Annotated in this window: 1 protein-coding gene; it reads right to left on the reverse strand. The window is 61.2% G+C overall.

Annotation, left to right across the window (positions count from 1 at the left end):
- Positions 1-415, reverse strand: a 415-nt coding sequence (locus tag ACXJKO_RS31960; RefSeq protein WP_457095007.1) for a hypothetical protein, incomplete at its 3' end; no start/stop codon positions are given.
- Positions 416-699 lie beyond the last annotated feature (284 nt).

The raw sequence follows: 699 nt of genomic DNA on the forward strand, positions 1-699 counted from the left end.
GGCGGGTACATGTGATGGATGACACGATACCGGACGCCACTTCGCGTCCAGCCAGCCTCGCACCTGCCTGCTTCCTCCCCTGCCCTGTGGGCCTGATCGCCCCGGAGATTTCCATCTGCTGATCCGGAAAGCTCCAGGTGAAGGTCGCCTGGGTCTGCGTCCACCGCCCGGGCCATTCGCCCTCCTTGGTTGCGGACGCATCATAAATGTAGGGGCTGACTTCGCCGCCCTCCAATTCGCCTCCGCCTACGCCACCGCCTGGATAGAAGGTGATCACGAATTGCGAGCGGTCCGTCGAACGCGTGCATCGCCACAACGTATCGGCCAAGCTCGTGCTGTCCGCGAGCGCACCGGAAGATGTCAACGAGAGCGCAGTGGCAAGGCCCGAAAGAACAAGGCTTGAGAGAACTCGCATGGTGCTGAATCCGCAGGAGGCGATGAGCGGGAAGGCACACATAACCCAAGAATCTTATCAAAAGACAATCAGCCGGGCGACAAGCGCAGAGGCAAAACGCGACGGATTGCCCAAGGGCCGAGCGATAGGTCTGGCTTCTGCGCGTAACCCTTATCCCTCGCGCTTGAGAGGCGCCAAAGGCTCGACATCCGGCGGTGGCTCGTCACCGAAAATGGACCGCCCGCCATAGGTATGGGACTGCGCTCGTTCATCAGCAATGAACTCTTCAACCGACGGGCCGGTGG

The sequence above is a fragment of the Microvirga sp. P5_D2 genome (assembly GCF_054049475.1).